Source organism: Geothrix sp. SG200 (assembly GCF_022808935.1).
Classification (GTDB): Bacteria; Acidobacteriota; Holophagae; order Holophagales; family Holophagaceae; genus Geothrix; species Geothrix alkalitolerans.
The window spans coordinates 1,052,493-1,073,065 of sequence record NZ_JAKZFR010000001.1 but is presented as its reverse complement, the minus strand read 5'-3'; the positions used below and the strand labels follow the sequence as shown (position 1 = coordinate 1,073,065).

The following is a 20,573-nucleotide window of genomic DNA, read 5'->3' as shown; positions in this document are numbered from 1 at the left end:
GTGCCGGAAGCTCAGTAGGCCCAGCGCAGGAGCGTGGAGCCCCATGTGAAGCCCGCACCGAAGGCGGACAGCACCACCAGGTCGCCCTTGGCCATGCGCTTCGCCTCCACGGCCTGATGAAGGGCGGTGGGGATGGTGGCCGTGGTGGTGTTGGCGTAGCGGTCGATGTTCACCATCATGCGGGAAGGGTCGAGCTCCAGCCGCTTGGCAGCGGCATCCATGATGCGGATGTTGGCCTGATGGGGCACGAACAGCTTCAAGTCGCTGCCGCGGAAGCCGTTGCGGTCCAGAAGCAGCTTGCTGTTGTCGGCCATTTCGCGCACGGCGTTCTTGAACACTTCGCTGCCGGCCTGGTGGATGTAGTGCTCCTTGGCCGCCACAGTCTCCGCGGTGGCAGGCTTCAGCGAACCACCCGCAGGCATGAACAGGAAGCAGCCGCCGGAACCGTCCACCTTGTGCTCGAAATCGAGGATGCCGAGGCCATCGTCCACCCGCTCCACGATCACGGCGCCGGCGCCATCCCCGAACAGCACGGCGGTGGCGCGGTCTTCCTTGTTGATGATGGTGGACATGATGTCCACGCCCACCACGGCCACCCGGCGCACGCCGCCGGCGGCCACCAGACTGGAAGCCGTGGTCAGGGCATAGAGGAATCCCGAGCAGGCGGCATTCAGGTCGAACCCGAAGGCGTTGGTGGCGCCCACCATGTCCTGAATGCGGCAGGCCGTGGCCGGGAACAGGGTGTCGGGGGTCACGGTGGTGACCAGGATCAGGTCCAGCTCCGAAGCCTTGATGCCACGGTTGTCCAGCGCCATCTGAAGGGCCGGTGCGCCCAACTGGGAGGCGCCGGTGCCGGGCTCAACCCAGCGGCGCTCGCGGATGCCGGTGCGGGTGCGGATCCACTCGTCGTTGGTCTCCATGATCTTGGAGAGATCGTCGTTGGTGACCACGTTTGGGGGAAAACATTGCCCAGTTGCGGTGATTCCGACGGGGGCGGCAAGGCGACGGTTCAAGGGAGCCTCCGGGCACGAAACCCCCATCATCGCATGGACGCCCCAGGCAGTCAGCGGGCCTTGCGGAGGCGGTGCAGGAGCGCCAGGAGCCGATCGGCATCCAGCACCGGCAGCTCCTGATCCTCCAGCTGACACAGTCCGGCCAGGATGGGCCTCCAGGCATCCTCGGCGGGGGAGTCGTTCAGGCCCCCCTCCGGGGCCTCCACGGTGCCTGCCACCCCCTCCAGGGGCAGACCCAGCCGGGGCCGGAGAACCGCCAGCACCGTGGGGGGTGCCGCGTGGTCCGGGTCTCCTCCGACCACGCCCCAATCCAACACCGGGAGGAATTCCCCGTGATGGAGCACCACGCCCTGGATGCCTGGGGGACCGCTGGGAATGGGCGCCACTGGGGCGCCCGGAACCACCTCCCGGAGTTCGGACAAGGGCAGCAGGAAAGCCCGCCCGGCGGCCCTGGCGTGGAGGAGGAGGCGTGAATCAGACATCGGCCACCCGCTTCATGAGGGAATCCATGGCCAGGCCCATGACCGCCTCCGGATCCAGCACCCAGAGGACACCGTCCTCCTGGAGGCTCCCACCCATGATTCCCGGGGTATGGGCCAGTTCGGGCAGGCTCCGGAGCAGGAGCTCGACGCGGCCGGCGACCTCGTCCACCCCCAACGCGAGGTCCAGCCCTGCCTCGGCGGCAGCACCCTGCTGGCGAAGCACCACGAAGAACTGCTGGCCGGCCGGCTCGGGCAATCCCAGGCAGGCCTGGAGCGATTCCATGGGCAGGTCCCGGCCCAGGACCTCGATGCGCCCGCCCCCATGTACGGGAGCGAGGCTCGACTGGACCCGGAGCACATGGTTCAGCGGCACCCCAAAGGTCTGCTGGCCGCAGCGGACCTTCAGACAGGCGATCACGGCCCTGGACAGGGGCAGGCTCAGCCGGACCAGGCTGCCCAGGCGGGGTTCGCTGGAGATCTGGATGTCGCCGCCCATCCCTTCCACCTCGGCCCGCACGACGTCCATGCCCACACCCCGACCGGAGATCTGCGAGGCCCGCTCCTTGGTGGAGAAACCTGGCTCCAGGGCCAGCCGATGGAGGTCTTCAGCAGAGTGGACCTCACCCTCCTTGAGCAGCCCCATGGCGATGCCGCGCGCCTCGATGCGCGCCAGGTCGAAGCCGCGCCCGTCGTCCCGGAGGTCGAAACGGAGGTTCTGGCCCCGCTGGGAGGCCGAGATCCTCAGGGAACCGGTTTCGGCCTTGCCCTGGGCCACCCGTTCCGCAGGGCTTTCGAGCCCGTGGTCGAGGGCGTTCCTCACGAGATGCAGGAACGGCTCGGCGAGCCGCCCGAGCAGGCTGCGCTCAAGCTCCAGATCCCCGCCCTGGAAGGAGAGCCGGACCGGCTTGCCCATGTCCCGGCTGAGGGCTTTCACCATGGGTTCGATCCTCTGGAACAGGCTCTCGACCTTCACCATGCGCATCTGCAGCAGGGCCTTCTGGACCTCCAGCAGGCCAGCCTCGATCTCCCCCATCATGGCCATGGGCCGGGCCAGGCCGGGATCCTGGACCTCTCGGAGGGCCAGGCTCGCCGAGTCCCGCACTTGCGCGACGGCCATGAGCCTGGCCTCCAGGGCATCCACCCGCTGGGCCGGCAACCTCAGCACCTCGGCATCCTGGGGCAAGGCCACCGGGGGATTGGAGGCCGCCTGCGCCGGTTTCGGCGAGACCAGGGGACCGGGATCCGCCTTCAAGCTGGCCGGCACCCGGTCCGGATCCGCCAGCGCCATGACTTCCAGGTTCTCCTCCGGAAGGGTGCCAAGACCCTCGGCCTCCAGAGCCGGCGTGGCCACCAGCAGCAGGAAAAAAAGGCCGTCGCGATCGTCGTGCATCTCGAGCGGCAGCGTGGAAATCAGCTCGCCCTGGGCGCCCGCCGCCTCGCTGATGCTCCTGAGGCGTTCATCGAAGGTCGCCAGGTCGAGCCGCACGCTGACACCTTGGATGGGCATGCCCGCCAGGAGCACCGCCGTGACCCGCGTCCGCTCGTACTCAGACAGGGCCTTCAGGAGGTCAGGTGGGAGGTCCAGGAGCCCGGTGAGGTCCAGGACCGCGCCTTCGGACGGCCTGGCCAGCGCTTCCAGCTCGCCGAGCTGGCGCCTGATGGCGTGCAGGTAGTCCTCAGGCTCCGGCCGCCCCCGCCGGAGCTCGGCCAATCCGGACTCCAGGGCCTGGATGCCAACCTCGAGCGTTTCGATCAGCGAATCCGTGGACCGGAGCCGCCCCTGGCGCATCAGGTCGAAGATGTCCTCCATGCGGTGGGCAGCCTGGCTGAACCGGGGGAAGCCAAGCATCCCCGCCATGCCCTTCAGCGTATGGGTGGTGCGGAACAGGGCGTTGACGGAGGCTTGCACCACGTGCGGCGGCTGGGGCGACTTCAGCGAGGCCAGCCTCTGCCGGGCCTGCACGAACAGGTCCTCGCATTCAGCCCAGACATCGTCAAAGGAGGGATCCATGGAACTCCCGATGAAGTGGCATCGGCAGGAGCGTCCGGGGACTGGAGTCCGGGGGGGTCAGCCCTGAGGCCTCATCCCGTCTAAACTGCTCCCATGCGCACCCTCGCCGTCCTCCCCTCCCGATTCCAGGCCTCCCGCTTCCCGGGCAAGCCCCTGGCCCTCATCGCCGGGAAACCCATGATCCAGTGGGTCTTCGAGGCGGCCAAGCGGGCCCAGGGCGTGGACCGGGTGGTGGTGGCCACGGACGATGGCCGCATCGCCGACACCGTGAAGGGCTTCGGCGGCGAAGCCGTGATGACGGACCCCGCCCTGCCCTCCGGCACGGACCGCACGGCGGCGGCCCTCGCGGCCCTGGGGGAGTCCTTCGACTGCGTGCTGAACATCCAGGGCGATGAACCGGCCATGCACCCCGACACGGTGGCTGCCGTGGTGGGCCTCATGCGCGACCAGCCGGACCTGCCCATGGGCACGGCCGCCTGCCCCTTCGCACATGCCGACGAGCTCTTCAATCCCAACGCCGTGAAGGTGGTGGTGGACGACCACCGGCGGGCCCTCTACTTCAGCCGCAGCCCCATTCCCTACCTGCGCAACTCCTCGGTCTTCGAACCGGATTTCCGGCCCTGGATGAAGCCGGAGCAGCTGGCCCACTTCAAGCGTCATCTGGGGCTCTACGCCTATCGACCGGATACCCTCAAAGCCTTCACCCGGCTGGCGCCCCACCCCCTGGAGCAGCTGGAGATGCTGGAGCAGCTCCGGGCCCTGGCCGCGGGTATCGCCATCGGCGTGGCGGACACGCCCTTCCTGAGCCTGGGCGTGGACGTGCCCGCGGACGTGCCCGCCGCCGAAGCCCTGCTGCGGGAGCGGGGGCTGGCCCGCTAGGCGCCGCCCGTCCAGGCGCTCTAGGCGCCAGCCGATCCAGGCGCGCTAGACTCGAAGGACGGCTGAAGCCTGTTCCTTGCCAGGAGAATCTTGTGAGCCACCACAAAGTCGTCGTCATCGGCACCGGCCCCGCGGGCTATACCGCGGCCCTGTATGCCTCCCGGGCCAACCTGGCGCCCCTGGTGTTCGAAGGCGCCCAGCCCGGCGGCCAGCTCACCATCACCACGGAAGTGGAGAACTTCCCCGGCTTCCGCCAGGGCGTCGCGGGCCCGGCCCTCATGGACGAGATGCGGGAGCAGGTGCTCCGCTTCGGCACCACCATCAAGTCCGAGACCGTCCTCAAGGCCGACCTCCAGTCCCGCCCCTTCAAGCTCACCACCGACAAGGGCGAGTACACCGCAGATGCCGTGATCATCGCCACGGGCGCATCCGCCAAGTGGCTGGGCATCAGCAAGGACGAGCAGCTCTCCCGCACGGGCGGCGGCGTGAGCGCCTGCGCCACCTGCGACGGCTTCTTCTTCCGCGGCAAGGAGATCGCCGTGGTGGGCGGCGGCGACACCGCCATCGAGGAGGCCACCTTCCTCACGAAGTTCGCCACCAAGGTCCACCTCATCCACCGCCGTGACAAGCTCCGGGCCTCCAAGGCCATGCAGGACCGGGCCCTCAAGAACGAGAAGATCCAGCCCGTGTGGAACAAGGTCGTGCTGGATGTGCTGACCGCCACCCACGAGACGCCCATGGGCGAGAAGGTGGAGAAGATCCGCGCCCTCAAGCTCAAGGACACCGTGGACGGCTCCGAGTCCGAGCTGCCTGTCGAGGGGCTCTTCGTGGCCATCGGCCACCAGCCCAACACGGGCCTGTTCAAGGGCCAGCTGCCCATGGACGAGACCGGCTACCTCCAGGTCGAGAAGGGCTCCACGCGCACGGCCATTTCCGGCGTGTTCGCCTGCGGCGACGTGCAGGACCATGTGTACCGGCAGGCCATCACCGCCGCGGGCAGCGGCTGCATGGCCGCCATCGACGCCGAGCGCTGGCTGGTCGATCAGGGCCTTGCCGAGTGATGGCCGCCTGGTGAATGAGCAGCACCTCGAACCCCTGAAGCCGCATCCGGAGGGCCGGGCCCTCCGGGCGGAGGTGGATTTGGGCCGGATCGCGCGCAATCTGGGCCGCGTCCGCACCCTTGTGGGCGGACGGCAGATCTGGGGCGTGGTGAAAGCCAACGCCTACGGGCACGGGGCCGTGCCCGTGGGCCGGACCCTGGAGTCCGCCGGAGCCTACGGGCTCGCCGTCTCCAGCCTCGAGGAAGGCCTGGAGCTGCGGCGGGGAGGCATCACCTGTCCGATCCTCGTCCTGGGAGGCCTCCGCCCCGAGGCCCTGCCGGCCGCCAGCGCGGAGAACCTGACCATCGCGGTGGTGGGGCCGGAGCATCTGGAGGACTATGCCCGCCTCCTGCCCCAGCACCCCGTGCGGCTCCACCTGAAGCTGGACACGGGCATGGGACGCTTCGGCCTCCTGCCCTCGGAGCTGGGGGACTGCCTTCCGGCCCTGCGCCGCCTCTCCCCATGGATCGAAGGCGCCATGGGCCACTTCGCCACGGCGGACGATCCGGATCCTGGTTTCGCCCACCGTCAGCGGCGGGTCTTCGATGCCTGCCTGGCGCAGCTGGCGGACGGAGGCGTCCATCCGGCCCAGCGCCACCACGGGAACAGCGACGCCTGTCTGCGGGGCCTGCTGGACCAGGACACCCACGTGCGACCCGGCTTGGCCTTGTACGGCCTGGCCATGGTCGCCGAAGGCCGTGCGCTCGGCCTGGAGCCGGCCCTGGAGCTGGTGGCCGAAGTGGCCCGGGTAAAGGCCATGCCCGCGGGCACGACGGTGGGCTATGGCCGCACCTTCGTCGCGCCTCATCCCCTGCAGATCGCCACCCTGGCCTGCGGCTATGCGGACGGCTACCGCCGCGACCTGGGGAACCGGGCCGTCGTCGGCTTCCGCGGCCGGACCTTTCCCGTGGTGGGCCGGATCTCCATGGACTACCTCACGGTGGCCCTGCCTTTGGACGTGCCCGTGGCGCCCGGGGAGCCGATGACCCTGTACAGCGGGGACCCCGCGGCGGCGCATAGCCTCGAACGGCTGGCCCAGCTCCTCGGCACCATCCCCTACGAACTGAGCTGCGCGCTCCACCGCAGGATCACCCGCCGTTTCCTTCCGTAGGAATGGTTCTCAACGCCGGAAGCTGAAGAGGTCCCCCAGCCCGCGGAGGGTGAGCGTCAGGTCGATGCGATCCTCCCGCCCGCCGGACACGAGGTTGGTGTTCAGGGCCACGTGGGTGTACTTCAGCACGTAGGCCACGCAGGGCTCCACGTAGGCCAGGGCCACCTGGCTGGAGGCGAAGGCGCTCATGTGGAAGTCGTAGCTGGCGCTGAACTCCAGGCGGAGCCGGTCGTCCCAGAAACGCTGGACGCCGCCCGCCTGCAGCCCCTTCTGGCGCACCAGGAACCGGTTGATGCCCGTGGAGAAGTAGGCCAGGTTGAACCGGCTTCCGTCCTTGACCTTGAAGTCCATGCTCAGGGCGTTGTCCGAGCCGCCGGCGCCCAGGTCCGAGGAACGGCGGAGGCTGATCCGCAAGCGCTCGTCGGGTTCCACGTCCAGGTCCGTGTCCACGCTGGACCAGCCCTTCTTGTAGCGGCCGTCGCTGAGGATGATGGGCGACGCATGGTAGCGGGTGGCGATGCGGAGGCGCGCCAGGTCCGTGAACCCGGTGCCAGGCCCCGGGCGGCCGAAGATGTGCTGCTTGAGGCCCACTTCGAAGCTCCGTTCGCCCGAAGCGCTTTCATTCACGCCCGGGAAAGCGTCCACCGAGTCGAACCGGGGCAGCCTGCCCGCCTCGCCGTACAGGCTCGTCTGCGTCCAGCCGAAATAGGGCTCGGCGACATGCTTGAGTTCGCCCTTGTATCCGAGGAGCGAGACATCCTTGAAGGTCCGCCCCACCTGCGGTCCTGACAGCCGCAGATGTCCCGAGCCCAGGAACCGCGTCGCCGCCGCCCCATCCACCTGGAAGGGGCTGGTGGCGGGGTTCACCACGGTGTCGGTGGCCCCGCCCTCCGGATCGAACACGGAAGAGCCCAGGCTGGCGCTGTAGTGGGTCGCGCGGCCCATGGCCTCGAAGTCCGCGCGGAAGGGTCCCCACTGCCCCAGGCGGCCGTGGATGCGGGCATTCGCATCCTGGCGGTCCCAGGCGTAGGTATCCGCGGGGGCCGTGGCGCTGCCTTCGATGCGGTAGGCGAACCGGCCCACCCGGACGCCGCCATCAAGGTACAGGGGGCCGACCAGGGAGACGGGAAAGAAGCGGAATTCCGCCTGGGGCAGCGTCTGCCGGCGGAGAGAGGCCGGAAAATCCGGACTGTAGAAGGGATCCCCCTGGTCCTTCGTGTAGAAGAAGCTGCGCTGCTCGGCGGCCGAGAGGTTGAGGTTCCCGAAGGTGTAGGTGCGCCCCAGGTAGATCGCCGAATCGAAGCTGGTGGCGCCGAGGTAGCCGATGCCCTTCCCGAAATCTGCATCGACGAGATTGTCCGAAGCCTGGTTGACGTCCGCCGTGAGCTGCCAGCCATCCTCACGCTGCCACACCTCCTTCAGCGAGTAGCGGTAGCGGCGCTCGTCGAGGCTCTTCTGGTGGATGGTCTGGCCGGAGAAGCTGCCCTGGTGGGTCAGGTCCGGCCGCCAGCGTACTTCCCCGCCCCAGAGGACGCCCTCCTTGGTGAAGTACTCCGGCGACAAGGTGGCGTCCACCGAGTCGCCCATGACCTGGTAATAGGAAAGTCCCAGGGTGGTGCCGAAGGCGCTGGACATCCCGATCTTCGGGGGGAGCAGGCCCGAGGTCCGCTCCGCCTGCGCCGGATACAGGGCGTAGGGCACATAGTAGATCGGGACGGCTCCCAGGAGCACCCGGGCGTTCCACATGCTGGCGAAGCCATCCAGGTCGACCTTCAGGGAGGAGAGGCGGGCCTTCCAGCCGGGCTTCTCCTCCGGGCACGGGCTCAGTTCCACGGCATCGAAGGCCCAGGTGCGCAGCGTGGTGAAGGCCACGTGGCTGGAGCGCAGGGTCCAGCTCGGAGGCAGGTCCATCTGCAGCGCCCAGGCTTGGCCGGATCGCCGCTCCCAGTCCATCTCCAGGCGCTCGCCCCGGAGCCGCAGGCCCGGGCCCTCCAGTCGGATGTGTCCCTCCGCCACCAGGCGGCCGTCCGGGATGTGGTACCGGATGCGGTCCGCCAGCAGCAGCAACCCCTCGGACTGGATGGCACCCTGCTCCAGCGTCCAGACATTGGCCTCCTCGAAGACCCCTTCCCCTCGGTAATCGAAGGGCACCCTGGCCAGACCCGGCCCCCGGTCCACGCGGAAGGGGCGGAGGGGCAGCAACTCAGCGGGCGTGGGCGCATCCAGCGGAAGGGGCTGCGGAAGATCAGGCAGGCCCTGGGCCGCCAGCAGGGCCTGCACGGCACCCAGCATCAGGCCTCGGGTCCTCCCGGGGATGGCCATGGGTGATCAGTGATGGTGCGGCAGCAGCCGCGAGCTGACGAGGAAGATGCCCACCCCGGCCAGTAGCGCCACCGTGCTGCGGAAGCCGGAGACCTTCTGCACTTCCGGCAGGAGGTCGGAGCTGGACACGTAGAGCGCCAATCCAGCCGTGAGCCCCAGCACCGGCCCCGTGGGAAGGCCCAGCATGGACTGCCCCGCCGCTCCCACCAGGGCCGCCAGGGCCAGGGTCGCCGCGGCCAGGATGGCGCCCCGGTTCCCGAAGCCCCGCACCAGGAAGATCGACGCGATGGTGCCGCCCTCGGGAATGCGGTGGAATAGGATGCCCAGCACCACCAGGGGACCGAGGTTGCTATGGGTGGCCAGGGCCGCGGCGATGGCCACACCATCCATGAGGCTGTGCAGGGAGAGCCCCACCAGGGCGAGGACGCCGCTCAGGGGCGTCCCATCCTTGTGGGTCTCCTCTCCGTAATGGAAGTGGAGCGTGATGCCGTGCTCCATGATGTGGACCAGCAGGTAGCCGGCCAGGACCCAGAAGGCATTGCCCTCGCCGCCCTTGGCCTCCATGCATTCCGGGATGATGCGGACCACGGTGACGGAGAGCAGGTAGCCCGCCGCCACGCCCGAGAGCAGGCGCATGAACTGCGCCCGTCCCTGGAGGAACCGCACCACGCCCCAGCCGCCCAGAAGGGTGGCCAGGGACGCGAGAGGGGCCAGCCAGTAGATCGACATGGACGGCTACTCGGCCTTGGGTTTCTTGGCGCGCGTGGCTTTGGCCTTGGCGGCGACGGGAGCTTCCTCAGCCTTGGCGGGAGCCTCCTCGACCTTGGCCCCAGCCTTGGCCGCAGCCTTGGGGGGGGTCTTGGCAGCGGTCTTGGCCGGTGCCTTGGCCTTCGGCGCGGCCTTCTTCTTGGCCGGAGCTTCCGCCACGGGTTCAGCGGCCTGGATCGGCTCGGGGGCAGGCGTCACCGCCGCCAGGGGTTCCGGCAGGGCGGCTACCTTGGCCCGGGGCGTGCGCTTGGGCTTGGCCGGGGCCGCCTCGGGCTCGTGGGCCGCAGGCGCGGCGCCACCAATCTTCGGCCTCGGGCTGGGAGTCAGGAGGCTGGCCACGAGGTCCGCCGTGGCTTTCGGCGGCTCGGGCTGGGCCTCGTACGAAGGCTCCGGGCGGGAGGTCGGCTCGATGGAGTCAGCGGCCAGAACCACCGCCACCTCGCCATTCCGCTCGGCGCCGCCCTTCCGGCGACGACGGCGACGCTTGCGCTTGGCGCCGTCGCCCTTGGATTCGCCCCCTTCGGCGCCCCCCTCGGTATCGGTCCCTTCCTCGTCTTCCTCGTCTTCGGGCTTGGCGCTCTCGAAGAGGGCGCGCAACCGCTCCCGCTCATCCAGGGCGGCCCGCTGAAGGTCCCGCCGGTCGTACTTGAAGGCTTCCTTCTTGGGCTCCTTGGCGGGCTCGCCCGGAGTACCCAGGGCCTTCTCGAAGGAGATCGGGCTGTCGCCGCCCAGGACCACGGTCTCGTCCTCTGGAGCGCCCTTTTCGCGGTGCGGCTTGGGCGCGGCCTTCTCGACCGGGGCTTCTTCCGCCCGCTCGATCTCGGCGGCCATCTCGCCGTAGGACATGGACCAATCCGCCTGGATGAGGATCCTGGCGTCGCTCTGTTCCTCCATCTGGGCCAGGTCCCGGCGCTTCTGGTTCTGGACCGCCGCGGCGATGGCCGGGGCCAGCTTCACGCGGATCTCGCCGATGCCGCCCTTGGCCAGGATGCCCTGCAGGCGACGCACCACGGACAGCACCAGGGCTTCCAGGGTCTTCACCTTGCCGGTGCCGGCGCAGGTGGGGCAGGCCTCGTGGTTCACGTGCTGGAGGCTGGGCCGGATGCGCTGGCGGGTCATGACGAGCACGCCGAAGCGGTTGATCTTCCCCACCTCCATGCGGGCCTTGTCGGCCTTGAGGCAGTCCACCAGGCGGTCCTGCACGGCGCGGATGTGGGAATCGCGCTTCATGTCGATGAAATCGATGGCGACCAGGCCGGCCAGGTCGCGCAGGCGCAGCTGCCGAGCCACCTCCTCGGCGGCTTCCATGTTCGTCTTGAACGCCATGTCCTCCACGCCGTCGCCGGAGGTCTTGCCGCTGTTCACGTCGATGGCCACCATGGCTTCGGTCTGGTCCAGGGCCAGGGCGCCGCCGCTGGGCAGGGGCACCTTGCGGCCGTAGATGCGGTCGATCTGCTCTTCCAGCTGGAAGCGAGAGAAGAGGGGCTTCTTGCCCGTGTAGTGCTTCAGCACGTCCAGGTGCTGGGGCATGGTGCGCTTGAAGAAGGACTGGGCCGCATGGAACGTGTCCAGATCGTCGATCTGGACTTCCTCCACATCGGCGCTGAAGGTGTCGCGCAGGGTGCGGGTGACGACGTCATCCTCCTGCCAGACCAGGCCAGGGCCGTGGCGGTGCTTGTAGCGGTTCAGCACTTCCTTGTAGGTGTCCAGCAGGTACTCCAGATCGCGCTGGAAGTCCTCCTTCGTGACGCCCAGGCTGGCGGTGCGGACGATCACGCCGATGTCCTCAGGGATCTCGAGGGTGTCAACCAGCTGCTTGAAGTGGCGGCGTTCCTCCGTGCCCTCGATCTTGCGGCTGATGCCGTTGACGGGGTTCCCGGGCGTGATCACCAGGTACCGGCCGGCGAGGCTGATCTGGCCGGTCATCATGGCGCCTTTGGTGCCCAGCTCCTCGCGGACGGCCTGGACGAGGATCTCCTGGTCCCGCTGGAGAATCTCCTGGATCCGCCCCCGGCGGCCTTCGCTCAGGTCCCGGGGCAGCTCCCCGAGGGGCAGGAAGCCGTTCTTCTGGCCGCCGAAGTGCACGAACGCGGCCTGGAGGCTGGTGTCCACCCGGACGACCTTGGCCTTGTAGAGGTTGCCTTTGATCTTCTCGTTGTGGAGGAACTCGACGTCGTAGTCGAACAGCACGCCGTCGATCAGGCTGGCCACCCGGATCTCTTCCGGATCGGTGGCGTTGATCATCATGATTTTCTTGGGGTTCAAGGATTCTCCTGTGGGTTCCCAGGCTACGGCTGGCGCATGGCAAGCGCGGCGGCCTTCCTTGGGGCTGGATATCGGGATGGGAGGTCGGGAAACCGAAGGGGGCCCTGCCCTGGCTTCGGCCACCCGGAATGGAAAAAAGGGATGGTCGTGATCCCCGGGGGCAAAGGGCGTGGCCTCGATCTGCCCGCTGGATCTTCAATCATTAAATCCACTTATTCCCTCGGGGGCAAGCCTGGAACCCCCGGGGGGGGCCAAGGGCGGCCCGGCGGAAGTTACAGGGATGTCACACCCATGGTCACAGGCCTTTACCCATGCCCTTCAGAGTCGAGGTCATTGAAGGAGGCAACGATGAAGATCCGATTCATGGCCCGGGCCATCCTGGCTGGCCTGCTGGTGACCGGGGCCGCCCAGGCCCAGACCGTGACCGTCATGGGTTCCACCGCCCTGGGCCCGATCGTCAAGAAAGCGGCCGAGGACTACATGAAGTCCCATCCCGGTGTCCAGATCGCTGTGAGCGGCGGCGGCTCCATGACCGGCCTGAACCAGGTGACCAGCGGCGGCTGCCAGATCGGCATCTCCGACGTGTTCGCCACTCCCGACCAGGAGAAGGCCGGCATCAAGAACCACAACATCGTGGTCCAGCCCTTCACCCTGGTGGCCCACCCGGGCGTTGGCGTGAAGAACCTTTCCGCCCAGCAGGCCGAGCAGATCTTCACCGGCAAGATCGTCAACTGGCAGGAAGTCGGCGGGCAGAACCGGAAGATCGTCCGAGTGATCCGTCCTGAGTCCTCCGGCACCCGCGCCGTCCAGAAGAAGACCATCCTGCACGACCAGGAGTTCGCCAAGGACGTGCTGATCCAGGACTCCACCGGCGCCGTCGTCGCGGCCGTGGCCACCACGCCTGGGGCCATTTCCTTCGTGGAGCTGGAGCACCTCGAGAAGAACAAGAACCGGATCGCCGGCATCGCCTACAACGGCGTGGCCTGCTCCAACGAGGCCGTGAAGTCCGGCAAGTATCCCGTCTTCTCCTTCGGCCACGCCTACACGAACCCCGCCAAGCTGGGCGATCCCAAGGTGAAGCAGGCCGTGGAGGACTTCCTGGCCTACATCCTGAGCCCCTCGTTCCAGCGGAACGTGATCAAGGCCGGCTACCTGCCGGTGGATTACGTGAAGTCCCTCAAGACCAAGCTTTGAGATCCATCGGGACCACCCTTGCCCACCCGGCGGCCCTGCCGCCGGGTGGTTTGCGGAAAGGCGAGCCCATGCCCCAGGCACCTGAAGTCTCCATCGCGGCCGCCTCCGAAGGCGGCTATCCCGTGCTTGAGGATGGGCTCAGCCCGGCCGGTGCCGGCGCACCCGCCTTCAAGCACAGCCGGCTCCAGCGGCTGGCGGACCGCTGGGCCCACCTCGGCTTCCTGGTCTGCAGCCTCCTGGTGGTGGGCCTCATCGGAGGCATCCTCTACTTCCTGGCCACCCGCGGGCTGGCCGCCTTTCTGCCCATGGCCGGCAACACCGGGAGGACCCTGAGCTTCTCCGAGGTCTTCCTGTCCACGGACTGGGCCCCCTCCTCGGATCGCTTCGGCATCCTGCCCTTCATCGCGGGCTCCCTGGGCGTCACCGGGCTGGCCCTTCTCATCGCCGCCCCGGCCGGCGTCCTCACGGGCGTGTTCATCGCCAAGATGGCCCCGGCCTGGATGCGCAACCTCATGCGCCAGGTCATGGATCTGCTCGTGGGCATCCCGTCGGTGGTCTACGGCATCTTCGGGCTCACCGTGGTGCTGCCCCTGGTGAGCCGGACCTGGCTGGCAGACGCCCCGGCTTCCGGCTTCGCCGTGTCCGCCCTGATCCTGGCGGTCATGATCGTGCCCACCATCGTCAGCCTGTCCACGGACGCCTTCGAGTCCCTGCCCGCCGCCCTGGACGAAGGCGCCCAGGCCTTGGGCTCCAGCCGCTGGCAGGCCATCTGGCGCGTCCTCATCCCCGCGGCCCGCCCCCGCCTGCTCACCGCCATGGTGCTGGGCCTGGGCCGGGCCATCGGCGAGGCCATGGCCGTGCAGATGGTCATCGGCAACAACCCCCAGTGGGTGGCCCTCATGCGGGAATCCACGGACCGGGCTCCGTTCCTCCGCGCCCTCTTCACGCCGGCGGCGACTCTCACCACCGAGCTGGTGCAGGAGCTCCCCAACACGGCGGCCGGCTCCACCTGGAACAACGTGCTCTTCGCCATGGGCCTGCTGCTCTACCTGCTGACCATGGTCCTGATCCTGGCCACTCGTCGCCTGGGCCGCGGGAAGGAGGCCTGATGAACGTCGCCGTCCCCGTCTTCCGCCGCTCCCGGACCTCCAAGGTCGTGGACCGCCTCATGCGCGGTGTCCTCTGGGCCATCGCGCTGACGTTCGTGGCCGTGCTGATCCTCTTCGTGGGGGCCATCCTCAAGCAGGGCTGGCCGGTCCTGAACCTGGGCTTCCTCACGAAGATGCCCGAGACCCTCGACGCCGGCGGCGGCATCAAGCCGCAGATCTTCAACTCGATCTACCTGGTGGTGCTCTCCCTGGGCATTTCCCTGCCCGTGGGCCTGGGCGCCGGCATTTACATGGCGGCGTATGCGGGCCAGGGCCGGGCCCTGCGCTTCCTCCGGCTCTGCATCGAGACCCTCGCGGCCACCCCCTCCATCGTGCTTGCCCTCTTCGGCATGATCGTCTTCGTGCAGGCCATGGGCTGGAGCTTCTCCATCCGCTCCGGCGCCCTCACGCTGGCCCTCCTGAACATCCCCGTCATCACCCGCGTCACCGAGGTGAGCCTCCTGGCCGTGCCCCGGGAACTGAAGGAAGCCAGCTACGGCCTGGGAGCCACCAAGCTCCAGACCATCCTCAAGGTGGCCCTGCCCTACGCCGCCACCGGCATCCTCACGGGCCTGGTGCTCACGGCGGGCCGGGCCTTCGGCGAGAGCGCCATCCTGGTCTTCACCGCGGGCACCAACGCCAGCGCCCAGTTCCCGGACTTCCGCCTCACGGTGCCCGGTGAGACCCTCTCCGTGCACCTCTGGTACGTCACCTCGGACGGCACCCTGCCCGACGCGCGGGAAATCGCGGCGGGCACCGCGGCCGTGATGATCCTGGTCCTCCTCACCCTGAACCTGCTGGTCCGCCTGGTGGACCGCGCCATCCGACGGCGGACACGCTGATGCTCACCCCCACCCTCCCGGAAACCAAGCCCATCAAACTGTCCGTCCGCGACATGGCCTTCAGCTATGGCCCGAAGAAGATCCTGGATGGCCTCTCCCTGGACATCCATGCCGAGCGCGTGACGGCCATCATCGGCCCGAGCGGGTGCGGCAAGAGCACTTTCCTCAAGTGCTTCAACCGCATCCACGAGGTCGCTGCAGACGTCAACGTCGGGGGCGACATTCAGATCGACGGGGTGGACATCTACCGGGGCGGCATCGACGTGGTGGACCTCCGTCGCCGCGTGGGCATGGTGTTCCAGAAGCCGAACCCCTTCCCCAAGTCCATCTACGAGAACGTCGCGTTCGGACCGCGCCTCTTCGGGGTCAAGGATCGTGCGACCCTGGACGGCATCGTGGAGGACGCGCTGCGCAAGGCCGCCCTCTGGGATGAGGTGAAAGACCGGCTCAAGGAGAGCGCCAGTGGCATGAGCGGTGGCCAGCAGCAGCGGCTCTGCATCGCCCGGGCCCTGGCGGTGAATCCTGAAGTGCTCCTGATGGACGAGCCCTGCTCGGCGCTGGATCCCATCGCCACCTCGAAGATTGAGGACCTCATTGGCGAACTGAAAGAGAGCCTCACCATCGTCATCGTCACCCACAACATGCAGCAGGCCGCCCGGGTCAGCGACTACACGGCCTTCTTCTGGCTGGGCAAGCTGGTGGAGATGGACCTGACGGAGCGGATCTTCACCACACCGAGGGTTCAAATGACGGAAGACTACATCACGGGGAGGTTCGGCTGATGCGGCAGTTCGACACGGAACTGAAGGAACTCCGGGAAGGCATCATGGCCATGGCCGGGGTGGCGGAGGAGATGCTCGAGCTCACCATCCAGGCCCTGGCAGAGCCGTCCCAGGCCAAGGCCGACCAGGTGAACCACCTGGACCGCCGCATGGACGAGTGGGAGCTGAAGCTCGATCAGCAGTGCATCGATCTCCTGGCCCTCCGGAACCCCGCGGCCTCTGACCTGCGCCGCATCGCCTCGAGCCTGAAGATCATCCCTGAGCTGGAGCGCATTGGCGACCACTGTTGCAACATCGCCCGCCGCGTGGGCATGGTCCATCCGCCCATCCTGGCCGGGAATGATCTGGAGCGCCTGGGCACGGAGACCCGGAGCATGGTCCGCCGGGCCGTGGACGCCTTCGTGAGCAACGACGCCGCTCTGGCCCATGCCGTCATCCTGAGCGACGACAGTGTGGACGCCCTCTACGGAAAGCTCTATCGCGACTTGCTGCGCAGCATGCTGGCGGATCCCCTCTGCATCGAACGGGCCAGCCACCTGATCCTCGTCATCAAGAACTGGGAGCGCATCGCGGACCAGGCCACCAACATCGCGGAGGAAGTGCTCTTCATCCTCGAGGGGCGTAGCGCCAAGCACACCTACCTCCGCGGCGATTCCGTAGAATAGGGGGGAAGGATCCCATGCCCCACATCCTCCTCCTGGAAGACGACACCGAGATCCGTCTCGGCCTGGAACAGCATCTGCGCCGCGAAGGCTTCAGCCTGACCAGCGTGGGCACCGGCCGGGAGGCCCTCCAGGCGCTCGGCGCCACCGGATCCCGTCTGGACGCGGCCCTCCTCGACCTGAGCCTGCCCGACATGGACGGCCTCGATGTGCTCCGGGCCATTCGGGCCCACAACGCGCACCGGAGCCTCCCCGTCCTCCTCGTGACGGCGCGGAGCGAGGAGATCGACCGGGTCCTCGGCCTGGAGCTGGGTGCGGACGACTACATTTCCAAGCCCTTCTCCACCCGGGAACTGGCGGCCAGGCTCCGGGCCATCCTCCGCCGGTCCACGCCTGCGGAACCGTCCGAACGCCCCCGCCAGCTCACCTTCGGCCCCATCACGGTGGATCTGGACATGCACACCACCCGCGTGGACGGCCAGCTGGTAGACCTCACGCGCCGCGAGTTCGAGCTCCTGGTGTACTTCCTCGCCAATCCCCGCCGGGTCCTCACCCGCGAGAAGATCCTGCAGCAGGTCTGGGGCCTGGAATACCTCGGCGAGAGCCGCACCATCGACGCCCACGTCCGCCGGGTCCGGGCCAAGATCGGCCCCGTGGCGGCGGAGCAGATCGAAACGGTGGTGGGAGTCGGCTACCGCCTGGGCGGGCCCAGCGAGGCTTGAGGACACCCGGAAGGATGTGGCGGCGGCGCACGGGATCCCGTCCGGTCCGCTAGGCCTGGTCGCGCTCTCCGGGCTGGGGCGGCAGGATCACCCGGAAGGTGGCCCCTTCCCCCGGTCGGCTCTCGAGGGCGACCTCGCCCCCCATCAGGCGGCAGAGGTGCTTCACGATGGCCAGCCCCAGGCCCGTCCCGGGCTTGGCCTTCGCGGCCTGGGCCCGGTAGAACCGCTCGAAGATGCGCCCCTGCTCCGCCTCTGGAACGCCCGGTCCCTCGTCGCTGACTTCCCAGACCTGCCCCTGGGCCGATAGGCGGACGCCGAGCCGCACACGGCCTCCAGGCGGGCTGAACTTGATGGCGTTCGACAGAAGGTTCTCCAGCACCTGGCTCAGGCGGAGGGGGTCTGCCATGAGGGTGGCCCCATCCGGGGCCTCGACGTCCACGTCCAACCGGACGGAGGCTTCCGCCAGCCGGGCCTGCTGATCCTTCACCACCGTGGCGATGAAGGCGGCGAGGTCAAGCCGGACCGGCTCCAGATGCATGGCCCCGCTTTCGATGCGGCTCAGTTCCGACAGATCCCCCAGCAGCATGGCCAGCCGATCCACGGACCGGAGGATGGAACGCGTCCCACCCAGGGCAGCCTCGGGCAGGTCCTCCTCCTGCAGGTTTTCCGCCGCGATCCGGATGGCCGTCACCGGCGTCTTCAGCTCGTGGCTGACGTTGGAGATGAACTTCTGCCGGGTGGTCTCCAGGGCCTCCTGGCTGGTCACATCGTCGACGGTCAGCAGCACGCCGGAGATGCTGCCCACCGGCGCGAAGGGGATGGCCCGCACCCGGAGCGTGCGGCCCGCACGCGCCAGCCGCCATTCGGAAGGGACGCCCTGGTAGGCCCGCTGCACCGCAGGAGGGCTGTCGGGATCCCTGAACACCTCGGCCACGGCCATCCCCTTGTCCAGGGGCGCCCCCAAGCCCAGGTGCCGCTGGGCCGCCGGGTTGAACTGCTCCAGGCCGCCCGTGGGTCCGAAGAGCAGCACGCCCTCCTCGAGCCGGGCCATGATGCCGGGGAGCAGGCGATCTTCGCGGGCCGCGCGCTCCCGCAGGTCCAGGTTCTCCTGTTCCAGCGCCGACCATGCCTGGGGAAGATCCGCGATGGCGCTGGGTCGCGACCCGCCCAGGAGGCGACCCAGGGGTTCCGCCACCAGGCGCACCTGCCAGCGGGCCATGAGGATGACCACCAGGACCACCGTGGCCACGAGTCCCAGGACCCAGGGCGCGGACACTCCTTTCTGGACCGTCATGCCCAGTCCCAGGCCCAGGAACAGCACGGCTCCCAGGCAGACGAGGGCGCGTTCCAGGAAGGCCCTCACGCCGGGCCCCGTCTCGCGATGTGAGCTGCGTTCCGCCATGCCTTCTGACCATACACCGTCTACGGGGTCACAACCCACCGGCCAGCGGCCAATTTACGCTCCGTTTACGCTCCCGGAACCGGTACAGTGGAGGACGGAATCTGTTGGGAGTGGTCATGTCCTTAAATGCCGTGATGCGCTGGCTCAAGCCCCGGGAGATGGTTTTCTTCGATCTCCTGGAATCCGCTTCGGGCAATGTCTACCAAGCAGCGCAGCTCTTCGATCGTGAGATCCGCAGCGGCGACCCGGACCGGTTCGCGGAGCTGCGCCGGCAGATGAAGGACCTGGAGCATGCCGGCGACGACATCACCCACGAGATCATCGACCGCCTGAACCACACCTTCGTCACGCCCATCGACCGGGAGGACATCCTGGCCCTGGCGCATTCCATCGATGACGTGATCGACCGCATCCATTCGGTCTGCGAGCGCCTGATCCTCTACCGCATCAGCCACGTGATGCCCGCCGTCACGGAGATCAGCTCCATCATCGTGGAGGGCGCCGGCGAGATCCTCCACCTCACCCGGTCCCTGCGCAACATGTCCAACCAGAAGGAGATCGGGGACCGCATCCGCCGGGTCCACGCCCTGGAGAACAAGGCCGACTCCATCTACCACGCGGGACTGGCCCAGATCTTCCAGGATCCCAAGGATCCCATCGAGCTCGTGAAGTGGAAGGAAATGCTCGAAAAGATCGAGGACGCCACCGACAAGATCGAGTTGGTGGCCAAGGTCATCGGTTCAACCGTCATGAAGAACGCGTAGGCCGGGGCCATCCATGCTTGAAGGCATCGCTCCGGCCCTGGTGCTGATCGTCGGGCTTGCGCTCGCGTTCGACTACATCAACGGTTTCCATGACACCGCCAATGCCATCGCCACGGTCGTTTCAACCGGCGTGCTCAGCGCCCGGAACGCCATCCTCATGGCGGGCGTCCTGAACTTCGGCGGCGCCCTCCTGGGCACTCAGGTGGCCACCACCATCGCCAAGGGCATCGCGGACAGCCAGTTCGTGGTGCCCGCCGTCATCGTGGCGGCCCTGCTTTCCGCCATCGTCTGGAACCTCATCACCTGGTATTTCGGCATCCCTTCCAGCTCCAGCCATGCGCTCGTCGGTGGTCTCGCCGGCGCCGTGGTCGCCCAGGCAGGACGTGGAGCCCTCCACACCGCCAAGCTCGAAGAGGTTGGGACCTTCCTCATCGTGAGCCCCGTGGTCGGCTTCTTCATCGCCATGCTCCTCATCATCGTCATCCTGTGGATCGTGCGCCATACGGCCGGGCACCGCGTCAACCTGGCCTTCCGGAAGCTCCAGCTGGTCTCCGCCGGCGCCATGGCCTTCACCCACGGAACCAACGACGCGCAGAAGGCCATGGGCATCATCGCCCTGGCCCTCATCACCTACGGGAAGCTCCACACCCATGGCGTGAAGGTCGACGTCCCCGTCTGGGTCAAGCTGGCCTGCGCCACGGCCATGGGCCTCGGCACCATGTCCGGCGGCTGGAAGATCATTCGCACCATGGGCGCCAAGATCGTCAAGCTGAGGCCCATCCATGGGTTCGCCGCGGAGACGGCCTCGGCCATCGTCCTCTTCGCCACCGCCCACATGGGCATTCCGGTCAGCACCACCCACGTGATCAGCGGCGCCATCATGGGCGTGGGCGCCAGCATGAACGTCTCCGCCGTGCGCTGGGGCGTGGCCGGGAACATCGTCGTGGCCTGGGTGCTCACCATCCCCATCAGCGCCCTGCTCGCCGCGGGCTTCCTCAAGCTGCTGGCGCCGTTCTTCTGATCCGCAGGAATGTCGCGGCAAAATCGCCGCGCCTTCGCAGGCCCGTCATGACTGCCTCCGATCCTGGTGCAAACACCAGGGAGGC

18 protein-coding genes are annotated in these 20,573 nt (G+C 68.1%); 11 read left to right on the top strand and 7 right to left on the bottom strand.

The window, feature by feature from the left end:
- Positions 1 to 11: 11 nt before the first annotated feature.
- The 3 genes from ML539_RS04770 to ML539_RS04760 are packed head-to-tail and all read right to left on the bottom strand — an operon-like array spanning position 12 to position 3,506.
- Positions 12 to 1,040, bottom strand: coding sequence for a ketoacyl-ACP synthase III (locus ML539_RS04770; protein ID WP_279341507.1), 1,029 nt, complete (start codon positions 1,038 to 1,040; stop codon positions 12 to 14).
- Between the two features lie 23 nt (positions 1,041 to 1,063).
- Positions 1,064 to 1,495 (bottom strand): chemotaxis protein CheW, encoded by a 432-nt coding sequence (locus tag ML539_RS04765; protein ID WP_243321144.1) that lies wholly within the window; start codon positions 1,493 to 1,495, stop codon positions 1,064 to 1,066.
- Positions 1,488 to 3,506 carry an ATP-binding protein gene (locus ML539_RS04760; RefSeq protein WP_243321142.1) on the bottom strand — a complete coding sequence of 673 codons (2,019 nt, stop codon included), beginning with the start codon at positions 3,504 to 3,506 and terminating at the stop codon, positions 1,488 to 1,490. Before ML539_RS04760 ends, ML539_RS04765 begins: the two co-directional genes overlap by 8 nt.
- 93 nt (positions 3,507 to 3,599) lie before the next feature.
- On the opposite strand from ML539_RS04760, the gene kdsB reads away from it, so the two are divergent.
- From kdsB to alr, 3 genes are all read left to right on the top strand, one after another.
- Entirely contained in the window at positions 3,600 to 4,385 is a 786-nt protein-coding gene (gene kdsB, locus ML539_RS04755; RefSeq protein ID WP_243321140.1) for a 3-deoxy-manno-octulosonate cytidylyltransferase, read from the top strand.
- Positions 4,386 to 4,477: 92 nt separating this feature from the next.
- Entirely contained in the window at positions 4,478 to 5,446 is a 969-nt protein-coding gene (trxB, locus tag ML539_RS04750; protein WP_243321138.1) for a thioredoxin-disulfide reductase, read from the top strand.
- Positions 5,447 to 5,456: 10 nt separating this feature from the next.
- On the top strand, positions 5,457 to 6,596 hold the full coding sequence (gene alr, locus ML539_RS04745; RefSeq protein WP_243321136.1) for an alanine racemase: 1,140 nt from the start codon (positions 5,457 to 5,459) through the stop codon (positions 6,594 to 6,596).
- A 9-nt stretch (positions 6,597 to 6,605) separates the two neighbouring features.
- Here alr and ML539_RS04740 read toward each other — a convergent pair whose 3' ends face one another.
- Genes ML539_RS04740 through ML539_RS04730 form a run of 3 tightly spaced genes read right to left on the bottom strand, consistent with a single transcriptional unit; the run spans position 6,606 to position 11,951 of the window.
- A complete protein-coding gene (locus tag ML539_RS04740) occupies positions 6,606 to 8,888 on the bottom strand; it encodes a putative LPS assembly protein LptD (RefSeq protein WP_243321135.1) in 2,283 nt (760 codons plus the stop codon).
- A gap of 36 nt (positions 8,889 to 8,924) precedes the next feature.
- On the bottom strand, positions 8,925 to 9,647 hold the full coding sequence (locus ML539_RS04735; protein WP_243293735.1) for a ZIP family metal transporter: 723 nt from the start codon (positions 9,645 to 9,647) through the stop codon (positions 8,925 to 8,927).
- Between the two features lie 6 nt (positions 9,648 to 9,653).
- Positions 9,654 to 11,951 carry an Rne/Rng family ribonuclease gene (locus ML539_RS04730; RefSeq protein WP_243321133.1) on the bottom strand — a complete coding sequence of 766 codons (2,298 nt, stop codon included), beginning with the start codon at positions 11,949 to 11,951 and terminating at the stop codon, positions 9,654 to 9,656.
- A gap of 348 nt (positions 11,952 to 12,299) precedes the next feature.
- Between ML539_RS04730 and ML539_RS04725 the strand changes: the two genes are divergently transcribed.
- The 6 genes from ML539_RS04725 (at position 12,300) to ML539_RS04700 (ending at position 17,301) form a co-directional block, all read left to right on the top strand.
- Positions 12,300 to 13,145: a phosphate ABC transporter substrate-binding protein gene (locus tag ML539_RS04725; RefSeq protein ID WP_243321131.1), complete on the top strand. Its 846-nt coding sequence runs from the start codon at positions 12,300 to 12,302 to the stop codon at positions 13,143 to 13,145.
- A 68-nt stretch (positions 13,146 to 13,213) separates the two neighbouring features.
- Positions 13,214 to 14,254 (top strand): phosphate ABC transporter permease subunit PstC, encoded by a 1,041-nt coding sequence (gene pstC / locus ML539_RS04720; protein ID WP_243321129.1) that lies wholly within the window; start codon positions 13,214 to 13,216, stop codon positions 14,252 to 14,254.
- Positions 14,254 to 15,135 (top strand): phosphate ABC transporter permease PstA, encoded by an 882-nt coding sequence (gene pstA / locus ML539_RS04715; RefSeq protein WP_243293739.1) that lies wholly within the window; start codon positions 14,254 to 14,256, stop codon positions 15,133 to 15,135. The genes pstC and pstA overlap by 1 nt, the downstream gene beginning before the upstream one ends.
- Positions 15,135 to 15,917 carry a phosphate ABC transporter ATP-binding protein PstB gene (pstB, locus tag ML539_RS04710; RefSeq protein ID WP_279341438.1) on the top strand — a complete coding sequence of 261 codons (783 nt, stop codon included), beginning with the start codon at positions 15,135 to 15,137 and terminating at the stop codon, positions 15,915 to 15,917. The genes pstA and pstB overlap by 1 nt, the downstream gene beginning before the upstream one ends.
- Positions 15,917 to 16,582 (top strand): phosphate signaling complex protein PhoU, encoded by a 666-nt coding sequence (gene phoU / locus ML539_RS04705; protein WP_243293740.1) that lies wholly within the window; start codon positions 15,917 to 15,919, stop codon positions 16,580 to 16,582. The genes pstB and phoU overlap by 1 nt, the downstream gene beginning before the upstream one ends.
- A 14-nt stretch (positions 16,583 to 16,596) precedes the next feature.
- On the top strand, positions 16,597 to 17,301 hold the full coding sequence (locus ML539_RS04700; protein ID WP_243321127.1) for a response regulator transcription factor: 705 nt from the start codon (positions 16,597 to 16,599) through the stop codon (positions 17,299 to 17,301).
- A 49-nt stretch (positions 17,302 to 17,350) separates the two neighbouring features.
- Here ML539_RS04700 and ML539_RS04695 read toward each other — a convergent pair whose 3' ends face one another.
- Positions 17,351 to 18,703, bottom strand: a complete 1,353-nt coding sequence (locus ML539_RS04695; protein WP_243321125.1) for a HAMP domain-containing sensor histidine kinase — start codon at positions 18,701 to 18,703, stop codon at positions 17,351 to 17,353.
- Between the two features lie 116 nt (positions 18,704 to 18,819).
- Between ML539_RS04695 and ML539_RS04690 the strand changes: the two genes are divergently transcribed.
- Both ML539_RS04690 and ML539_RS04685 read left to right on the top strand, forming a co-directional pair.
- The gene (locus ML539_RS04690; protein ID WP_243286126.1) at positions 18,820 to 19,467 is read left to right on the top strand and encodes a DUF47 family protein; all 648 of its coding nucleotides are present in this window, start codon (positions 18,820 to 18,822) and stop codon (positions 19,465 to 19,467) included.
- A 13-nt stretch (positions 19,468 to 19,480) separates the two neighbouring features.
- Positions 19,481 to 20,488: an inorganic phosphate transporter gene (locus ML539_RS04685; RefSeq protein WP_243321123.1), complete on the top strand. Its 1,008-nt coding sequence runs from the start codon at positions 19,481 to 19,483 to the stop codon at positions 20,486 to 20,488.
- Positions 20,489 to 20,573 lie beyond the last annotated feature (85 nt).

Excerpts from the sequence above, each read along its gene's own strand:
- ML539_RS04770 (WP_279341507.1), bottom strand. The coding sequence starts at position 1,040 with ATGGGGGTTTCGTGCCCGGAGGCTCCCTTGAACCGTCGCCTTGCCGCC.
- ML539_RS04765 (WP_243321144.1), bottom strand. The coding sequence starts at position 1,495 with ATGTCTGATTCACGCCTCCTCCTCCACGCCAGGGCCGCCGGGCGGGCT.
- ML539_RS04760 (WP_243321142.1), bottom strand. The coding sequence starts at position 3,506 with ATGGATCCCTCCTTTGACGATGTCTGGGCTGAATGCGAGGACCTGTTC.
- kdsB (WP_243321140.1), top strand. The coding sequence starts at position 3,600 with ATGCGCACCCTCGCCGTCCTCCCCTCCCGATTCCAGGCCTCCCGCTTC.
- ML539_RS04740 (WP_243321135.1), bottom strand. The coding sequence starts at position 8,888 with ATGCTGGGTGCCGTGCAGGCCCTGCTGGCGGCCCAGGGCCTGCCTGAT.
- ML539_RS04735 (WP_243293735.1), bottom strand. The coding sequence starts at position 9,647 with ATGTCGATCTACTGGCTGGCCCCTCTCGCGTCCCTGGCCACCCTTCTG.
- ML539_RS04725 (WP_243321131.1), top strand. The coding sequence starts at position 12,300 with ATGAAGATCCGATTCATGGCCCGGGCCATCCTGGCTGGCCTGCTGGTG.
- pstC (WP_243321129.1), top strand. The coding sequence starts at position 13,214 with ATGCCCCAGGCACCTGAAGTCTCCATCGCGGCCGCCTCCGAAGGCGGC.
- pstA (WP_243293739.1), top strand. The coding sequence starts at position 14,254 with ATGAACGTCGCCGTCCCCGTCTTCCGCCGCTCCCGGACCTCCAAGGTC.
- pstB (WP_279341438.1), top strand. The coding sequence starts at position 15,135 with ATGCTCACCCCCACCCTCCCGGAAACCAAGCCCATCAAACTGTCCGTC.
- phoU (WP_243293740.1), top strand. The coding sequence starts at position 15,917 with ATGCGGCAGTTCGACACGGAACTGAAGGAACTCCGGGAAGGCATCATG.
- ML539_RS04700 (WP_243321127.1), top strand. The coding sequence starts at position 16,597 with ATGCCCCACATCCTCCTCCTGGAAGACGACACCGAGATCCGTCTCGGC.
- ML539_RS04695 (WP_243321125.1), bottom strand. The coding sequence starts at position 18,703 with ATGGCGGAACGCAGCTCACATCGCGAGACGGGGCCCGGCGTGAGGGCC.
- ML539_RS04690 (WP_243286126.1), top strand. The coding sequence starts at position 18,820 with ATGTCCTTAAATGCCGTGATGCGCTGGCTCAAGCCCCGGGAGATGGTT.
- ML539_RS04685 (WP_243321123.1), top strand. The coding sequence starts at position 19,481 with ATGCTTGAAGGCATCGCTCCGGCCCTGGTGCTGATCGTCGGGCTTGCG.